The sequence below is a fragment of the Alteribacillus persepolensis genome, assembly GCF_900099605.1.
GTDB classification, from domain to species: domain Bacteria; phylum Bacillota; class Bacilli; order Bacillales; family Marinococcaceae; genus Alteribacillus; species Alteribacillus persepolensis.
Genome location: NZ_FNDK01000032.1, coordinates 19,516 through 27,882 on the forward strand (window position 1 = coordinate 19,516; position 8,367 = coordinate 27,882).

The following is an 8,367-nucleotide window of genomic DNA, read 5'->3' on the forward strand; positions in this document are numbered from 1 at the left end:
GGCCTGGGAAAATCCTTCAAGAGGAAAAATGATATGAAAAAAGAAGTGCCCCTGTATGCAGGGAGCACTTTCATCCATGATTGTTACGCCGCTGCCCGCGTTGCGCCAATCATGTTACAATGATTAGGTTAATGTATGAAACCCGTTTCATATCAAGGGAAAATAGTGAAATCAGTTGTTGAAAAGGTGAGAGTATGGCAACGATAAAAGACTTGGCAAAGATGGCTGGCGTTTCTGTCACAACTGTTTCGCGTGTGTTAAACAATCATTCATATGTCAGCGAAGAAAAAAGGAAAGCCGTTTTCGAGGCGGTCAAAGCGAGCAATTATGATAAAAATATCAATGCCGTCCATTTAAGCAAAGGAAAAACACAGTTAATCGGTGTCGTTCTTCCATTTGCTGACCATCCCTATTTTGCGCTGTTATTAAAGGGATTGGCCAAGCAGGCCTTGGAAAACAATTATAAACTTGTGTTCATTCAAACTGATTACAGGAAAGAAAGAGAAATAGAAGCCCTCCATATGTTAAAGCAAAAGCAGATCGACGCACTCATTATTTGTTCAAGAACGTGTGAGGCAGAAGTGATTGAAGAGCACTTGCCATTTGGCCCGATTGTGTTATGTGAAAATAATAAAGAGATAGAGGCCTCATCTACTTATGTCAACCACTACAACGTCTTCTTTGATGCATTAGAATATTTATATCAAAAAGGCCATAAGAGAATTGGTTACTGTATCGCCAGGAAATTTGGGGCGAACAGCCGTGACAGAGAGCGTGCCTACCGAGACTTTCTAAAGAAATACCATTTACCATACGATTCCGGCTGTATTTTTGATCAGTGCCTTCATGTGGAGGATGGAGAAAAAGTCGTCAATCACATCATGGAAATGGATGAACCGCCATCAGCACTGCTTGTTACTAGTGATCAAGTCGCCGCTGGCATTGTGACCTGCTGCCAAAAACGGCACATATCGATACCAGGTGACCTGGCCATTATTGGCTTTAACAACGAACCCATCGCGAAAATGATGAACATAACAACCATCGAAATTCCGCTTGTAGACATGGGAGAAAACCTCTTCTTGCAAGCAGTAAACGATGACTTATCTAATAAAGAAGTGTCTGTTCAGTTAATAGAAAGAGGAACGGTTTGAAGATATCATGCATGAACTACCGCCCACTTACTATCCTCACAGGTTGTTTGAAATGGGAGGTTCTTGCATGATTACCGCTTTTAGTAGCTGGCGAAATTGACTAAGCTAACCCCTTGTTCTAAGAGCTTTATCTGATTTAGGCAGTCGTCAATAAGCGAATACCTTCTTTTTGTATATTCAATGAGGAATTATTGTCTCTATCGAGATTTAGTTCACAAGTACATTGATAGATACGTTCTAATAAGGTTATTTCTTTTGCCGAACCACAACTGGTACAAGTCTTAGTAGAAGGAAAACATTTGTTTGTTCTGACAAGTTGTTTATCTTATTCTTTGAGTTGGTACTGTAAGAAAGGAGTGAGCATCACCAGCCATTATCAGCTACACTTCCCAAAATTTAAGGGTTTGTAACAACCCTTTTTTATTCAAGTGCTTGGTCAGAGTGGGATTAACTCATTTGGAGAAACTAACTTAACTCAAATTGCCTCTAATTTCATCCTTTGATTGTTAAAATCTGTCCCAGTGTGTAATGGAACTTTCTGTTTATTAATCATGTCTAGTGGCAGGTGTTCCGATGTAGTCAATTATCCTTACTCTGAAATTTGACCTAGAATGTAATCATTGTTTAGCCAGAAACATTTTTTCACTTCCTCACCACCGTCAGGGGTAGGAAGAGTATCATATTTGTTTTGACCATGAGGACGTACATGGGCAACATTGAACTTATTATCACTCTTGCTCGGTAAATCTGAAGCCCTTCCGTTTCTAATCCTGTGAACCGTCGCTTCCCATACTTTTCGGACATCATTTTCCAAATCGTGCTCGGGTAGCTTCCAAAACATTGCCTTTTCTAACTTGAACTCCTGTCCATCTTTTTGGAAAATGATAAAGAGAAATTTAGTTTCCAAAAACATATTCCTCAAATCTGAATTTTCCCATGTCTGATTAATAATATCTAGATAAGAAAAGTGTGGAAAAGACATTGACTCTTTTATTTTTCCATTCTTTTCAAGTCGCATGGTTTTAACCTTGATATTTGCTTTTTCTATCTCTTCGGCTTGTTTCAAATCATTCAAATTACTGTTAAATATCCTGGCCGCAATTAATGCTTTGAGATTCTTCGGTTTGTTACTGGCATCTATGTCCAAGAGTTGTATAAGTTGCGATTCTTTTAGACTATAATAACGCTCGAATGTATCCAAGATGTACTGATCAAGCGTTTTATCAGTGTTTTTGTCCAGGATAGAATCTCTTTTAGTATAAGTAGGGTTTTTAGGCAAAATATAGTTGTTTAATATATAGGTCATATAGGAAGCTTTTAAAGAGAATGCCCGTTGCTTTGCTTTTTCCGGAGAATTGGGCTGGGTACGCATGCTTGTCTTACTTGTAGCCCCTTTCGTACAGGCGCTAAGGTAGTTTGTGTCGCGTTCTGACAGCTCATGCGCTTTACCTTCCTTCACTTTTTCTTTGATTGTATGCCAATCATCTTGTATAATTTTGAAATCACTATCGGGAAATTCAAAGAGTTGGACATTAGTAATGAGAAAGTCTAACTTGTCTTTATCTTTTTGATATAGATAATGGACTAACAAAATCAGACTATTTTTCTTCCAGAACGAGCTAGTTTTGAAAGTTTCGGAGATAATTGTTTCATAGTTGATTATATTGAGTACAAGACGTTCTTTGGCAGAGTAGCCTTTCCTTTTAAGTTTGTAATAAGGTGTCACTTTCAACTCTACTCCAGCTTCCTCGAAGTCGGGAGCCGCATTGGAATTAGGCTTATATCCAAAATGGATTTCTTCCACTAATTGACCTAAGTTTCCCTTGTTGTTTTTAATGATTTCATATGCCCTTTTTTCTTCGGCTATATAGCTTTCATTACTTTCCGACAGTTCCCTGAAAGTTTTGCCTTCCATTCTCTTTCCATGTTCTTCTATTGAAATCGGATTGTGAATATCATATCTCGACATGATTAGGTACTCCTTTTTGACCGAATGTTGATCTTTACAGTCAATTCTATTATAATGTATAATAAAAGAAAACAAACCGAAAGGAAGTTCGGTAATTATGAAGGTCGTAGAACTGTTTGCGGGTGTCGGCGGGTTCAGGCTCGGGCTAGAAGCGGCAGATGATGATTTCGAAACGGTTTGGGCAAACCAATGGGAACCCTCGAAGAAAGCACAACATGCGTATGATTGTTATAAAAATAATTTCAATAAAGGTGTCATAAATAACAAAGACATTGCTGAAGCTTGGAGAGAAGTCCCGGATCACGATTTATTGGTCGGGGGTTTTCCTTGTCAAGACTATTCAGTAGCCCGTACTTTATCAGGTGAGAGAGGGATACAAGGGAAGAAAGGCGTTTTATTTTGGCAAATAATGAATATAGTAGAATTCAGGAAACCCTCTTATATATTATTGGAAAACGTCGACAGGTTATTGAAATCACCATCGAAACAACGAGGCCGTGATTTCTCTGTCATGCTTGCTAGTCTCAGGGATGAAGGTTATTTTGTGGAATGGAGGGTAATTAACGCGGCCGACTATGGCTTTGCCCAGAAACGCAGAAGAGTGTTTATATTCGCTTACCATGAGTCCACGTTATTTGCTCAACATATTAAAAAGGAAGAATTCATGAATATTCTTCATAACAAAGGGTTTTTCATCAATCAATTCCCAGTAGAAAATGAACACAACCCGCGCCATCCAGACCAAACCTTGACCTTACCTGATGACTTGGTGGAAATTTCAGACAACATTTCATTCTCATATAAGAATAGTGGAGTGATGATAGGAAACGAGGTATATACAGCAGAACTAGTCCCTCGCATTGAACCACCTATAACCTTGGGGGAAATTCTGAAAAGAGCCGATAACCTGCAGGGGGAAGTCGATGAAAAATACTATTTACGAAAGGATAATGTGAACAAGAAAGGGCGTTCAGACTTTGAAGAAATGGCCTACCAGAAAGGTCCCAAAAAAGAGAAGAGAGTTTCCAGGACAGGGCATGAATATTATTATACAGAAGGGGGCATGGCTTTCCCTGAAAACTTGAATGCTCCCAGCCGGACTATGCTGACTAGTGAAGGAACAAAGAATAGAAGTTCCCACGTGGTAAAGGATTTAAATACAGGAAGAGTCCGTTTTTTGACACCCCTGGAGTGTGAGTTATTGAACGGCTTCCCTCCTGATTGGACGAACGGTGTCATGCCCGAAAAATCTAGGTATTTCTGTATGGGTAATGCACTGGTGGTCGGCTTGATTGAAAGAATGGGAAGAGAAATTATTCGTCTGCGTAGAGAAGAGAAGCAGGTAGGATACGTTCGTCAAATGGCATTATTCTAAGAAAAGGCTGGTTGACTGAGCTTGTGTCAACCAGCTTATTTAGTTAATAAAAGTACTTAAAATACTTGAGCAAAGGATACCGGAGTTTGTCTGTTTTTTTATGATATTATTTCTATAAAACAACAGTAAATATTGTAAAGTTATAAATATAACCATTAGATTTCTCCCTTTCCCCCTGCAAAAAAATGCCATAAGAATAGCATAGTTCCGGCTATTGCCGGTGGTGCGGAAATAAAAAACAGACTTTTTGGAAAAGAATCATTTATGTGATTGATTCGAAAAAAGTTTAGTGTTAGTATATTCGTATTCTTTATTTCGATGAACCACAGCTAGCAGGAGGAAGACATCATGATCTCTTTTTTAGGGGCAATTCTTTTACTTATTCTTGGTTATATGTTTTATGGGAAATTTGTGGAACGCGTGTTTGTCATTAATGATGAACACACGACGCCGGCTTATGCGAAACGGGATAATTTAGATTTTGTTCCGATGAGCTGGTGGAAAGGCAATTTGATTCAATTGTTAAACATTGCCGGTCTTGGCCCGATATATGGTGCGGTTGCCGGGGCGTTATACGGGCCAGCGGCTTTTATTTGGATTGTGGTTGGCTGTATCTTTGCCGGGGCGGTTCATGATTATTTTTCCGGTATGATGTCGATGCGGCATCAAGGAGCTCAATTTCCAGCTTTGGTGGGGCGGTATTTAGGCAAGTATGCGAAAGCGTTTATTAATGGCGTATCTCTCGTGTTAATGATTTTAGTGGCAGCAGCGTTTACAGCGGGCCCGGCTCAATTAATTGCTCAGCAAACGTCGCTTAGCTTTATCATCGCACTTATTCTTATTTTTGGCTATTTTGTGTTAGCGGCTGTACTGCCAATTAATCGTATTATTGGACGTATTTATCCAGCTTTTGGGGCGGTTTTGCTCCTTATGGCAGCTGCTGTAGCGGTGGCGCTCCTGTTTTCTGACAAGCCTATACCCAACGTCACGGTGGAGAATTTGCATCCTGGTGAACTGCCGATTTGGCCTTTGCTGATGGTTACCATTTCTTGCGGAGCGATTTCAGGGTTTCACTGTACGCAAAGCCCGATTATCGCTCGTACCATGAAAAAGGAATCCGACGGCCGGAAAATTTTTTACGGGGCGATGATTACAGAAGGTATTATTGCGCTTGTGTGGGCAGCGGCAGCTATGACGTTTTTCCATGGAACAGCAGGATTGCAAGGAGCGCTTGAAGCAGGCGGTCCTTCCGGGGTGGTAACGGACATTTCCAGTTCACTGCTTGGAAGTGCTGGTTTCATTCTTGCGATTATAACCGTAGTGCTTTTGCCTGTTACAACAGGAGATACCGCGCTTCGTTCTTCGAGAATGATTTTAGTCGAGGTGCTTGCTAAGTTTTTTAACATGGAAAGCAAATTCAAGCTATTGTTCGTCAGCTTCATTGTGGCGGCTCCGACATTTGCACTTGCAACGATTGACTACACGTTTCTATGGAGATATGTAGGATGGACAAATCAAGTGACAGCTACCTTTATGCTTTGGACTGCTGCTATGTTTTTATTAAAAAATCAAAAACTGCACTGGATTGCAGGAATTCCGGCTGTTTTTATGACTGGTGTGGTTTGTACGTACATCTTTTATGCACCGGAAGGTCTGAACTTAAACTATTCGCTGTCCATGATCATTGGGTTTTCGCTTACGCTGGTCGTTGCCGGCTGGTACGTAAGCCAGATCAAGAAATACAAAAACGCAAAGCAGAACAGCTCCGCCACACATGCGGCATAATGTATACGAAAAGCTGTCCCTCGCTCAGATGGGGGACAGCTTTTACGTTTTGATGGTTACAATCGTTTCTTAAGAAAGGTTGACCAGTTTTTTTGATGAGGTGTCTATTAGGAGCGCACGTTTGGCACAGCCGTTGTGTGACTGTAAAAAAGAAAATGTATTTGGCATTTAATTTTTGTAAGAAATGGCAATCGGCAACATAAGTACGGCATTATAAATATTCATACCCAAGGGAACTTGACATGGAGCCTCTGTGGCGAAGGCGAAAGGCAATAGGGCAAGGGTTGGTCTTGCTTGGCAAACAAGCCTACCATCACCACCTCTCCATGTAAAGTTGTATTTATGCAAGGTTTATTGCATACGCCTGATTGCCAAAAGGTACATTTATTAAATGCCATAAACAAGAAAATGATACAAAAGAGGAGTGCATAAACTCAACAGAACTAATGCTCCGCCGATAGACCAAAAAGCAAAGGCTAACCCAAATAACGTAATCAACCCTCCAAACAAGGCTGGCATGACGAAGATGCCAATGCCCCAGAACAAGCCGGCAAATGACATGGCGACTCCTCTTTCTTCTAACGAACTGTGCTCTGCAACAATCACTTGGTATAAAATAAAGGCACATCCCGTTGTGACACCGATGGCAAAACAAAGAAGTGTTAAGCTCCAAAGCGATTGCAGCAGCGGCGTAATGATAAGCAGAATGCCGGTTCCGCCTACACTTAACAAAAACAGCCATTGTTGTGCGGTGTGTCTTAGCAGAAAAGCAAAGAACAGGCCGATCACAATAGAGCCGATGGGCCGGAGCGCATTTAAGACGCCAATGACTGACTCGGTGTAACCAACTGCTTGAAAATAAACGGGATAAAAAGAAAGAATTAAAGACTGGCTGAGAGCAGCTGCAAAAGCAGCTATTCCAGCTAAATATAAAATTTTTATCCGAAACATTCGAACAATGGGGGACAATACGTCTTTCCATGTGTTGGATGGAAAAGATGTTCTCGGCAATTCAGGCAGGTACCAGCTTAACAGCAGTGTTATCAATGCCAGCAGTAAACAAACTGCAAATGAAAGCTGGTATCCCAGTACTCCAGCTAGTACTCCTCCAAAAAATAATCCCAGTACTTGACCTGCATTCGTAAAACTGGCTAACCGTCCAAGTACTTTACTCGCTTTAGTCTCTTCAATTCGACTGGCATATGACTGGGTACTTGGCCAGTACACAGCCCTTGACATACCAGCCGTAAGCTGAGCAAAAAGCAGCAATAAAAAAGAGTCGGAGATAATAAATATAGAGGAACTGACACCCAGCATCGTAAAACTGAACAACAGCACTTTTCTTTCACCGAATCTATCAGAAAGCGCCCCGCCAAAAAGACGCAGTAACAGTTGAAGTACGCCAGGCGCAGACACGAGTATTCCAATCAAGAAAGGGTTATAGTGTAAATAGACAGCGTACAAAGGAACCAGAATGTTGATGATTGAAAGGCAAATATTATAAACAAAAGAACTGCTGTAAGATAATATGGCTGCTTGATTTTTCAACATATCGCTCACCTTTACAACAAGTCAAAAATGGGAATATACGGTACGGCCGGCATAATAGTGTTTGGATTCATATCAATACTTTTTTCTGCACACTAGCGTATAAAAGAGGCAGACGATAGCTTATGTGCCGAAAAATAAGCCGCAGCCTGCCGTTCGTTTAAAAGTCGGATCGTCTGCTCATGTCATAGACAGGAAAGAAGAGTCTTTCTCTTTGTTGTACATCATCTTAAACAATAACGATGACACTTTCTCTTTGTTGTACATCATCTTAAACAATAACGATGACACTTTCTCTTTGTTGTACATCATCTTAAACAATAACGATGACACTTTCAACATGTTTTTTTATGTGATTAGTGCGAAATGCCGCATTCTCACACCTCTGCCAAGATAGATGCATGACCTCCGCAGCCAAGCCCCGTAGGAATCTGCCGCTTAAGACCCTGCCGTGTTTTACATCTGGATTTGTATGTACCTTGTGCCTCCCTTCTTGCATTCTTTTTCACTAACAGAAGTCTTTGTTTTAATAAAGG

General features: G+C 40.7%; 5 protein-coding genes and 1 pseudogene. 3 read left to right on the plus strand and 3 right to left on the minus strand.

Annotated elements, in window-relative coordinates:
- The first annotated feature begins 194 nt into the window (after window positions 1-194).
- Complete coding sequence (locus BLT18_RS16270) at window positions 195-1,154, plus strand: LacI family DNA-binding transcriptional regulator (RefSeq protein WP_091276431.1); 960 nt, start codon at window positions 195-197, stop codon at window positions 1,152-1,154.
- 136 nt (window positions 1,155-1,290) lie between these two features.
- Here the strand turns inward: BLT18_RS16270 and BLT18_RS18590 are convergent.
- A pseudogene (locus tag BLT18_RS18590) lies at window positions 1,291-1,416 on the minus strand (RNA-guided endonuclease TnpB family protein); the annotation flags it as partial.
- Window positions 1,417-1,743: 327 nt separating this feature from the next.
- A complete protein-coding gene (locus tag BLT18_RS16280) occupies window positions 1,744-3,123 on the minus strand; it encodes a Sau3AI family type II restriction endonuclease (RefSeq protein ID WP_091276433.1) in 1,380 nt (459 codons plus the stop codon).
- 94 nt (window positions 3,124-3,217) lie between these two features.
- Between BLT18_RS16280 and dcm the strand changes: the two genes are divergently transcribed.
- Complete coding sequence (dcm, locus tag BLT18_RS16285) at window positions 3,218-4,498, plus strand: DNA (cytosine-5-)-methyltransferase (RefSeq protein ID WP_091276436.1); 1,281 nt, start codon at window positions 3,218-3,220, stop codon at window positions 4,496-4,498.
- A 348-nt stretch (window positions 4,499-4,846) separates the two neighbouring features.
- A complete protein-coding gene (locus BLT18_RS16290; protein ID WP_091276439.1) occupies window positions 4,847-6,283 on the plus strand; it encodes a carbon starvation CstA family protein in 1,437 nt (478 codons plus the stop codon).
- Between the two features lie 387 nt (window positions 6,284-6,670).
- Here BLT18_RS16290 and BLT18_RS16295 read toward each other — a convergent pair whose 3' ends face one another.
- Complete coding sequence (locus BLT18_RS16295; RefSeq protein WP_175487573.1) at window positions 6,671-7,834, minus strand: MFS transporter; 1,164 nt, start codon at window positions 7,832-7,834, stop codon at window positions 6,671-6,673.
- Window positions 7,835-8,367 lie beyond the last annotated feature (533 nt).

Bases quoted from the DNA above. Each gene is read 5' to 3' on its own strand.
- BLT18_RS16280 (WP_091276433.1), bottom strand. From the start codon at position 3,123: ATGTCGAGATATGATATTCACAATCCGATTTCAATAGAAGAACATGGA.
- BLT18_RS16270 (WP_091276431.1), top strand. From the start codon at position 195: ATGGCAACGATAAAAGACTTGGCAAAGATGGCTGGCGTTTCTGTCACA.
- BLT18_RS16295 (WP_175487573.1), bottom strand. From the start codon at position 7,834: ATGTTGAAAAATCAAGCAGCCATATTATCTTACAGCAGTTCTTTTGTT.
- BLT18_RS16290 (WP_091276439.1), top strand. From the start codon at position 4,847: ATGATCTCTTTTTTAGGGGCAATTCTTTTACTTATTCTTGGTTATATG.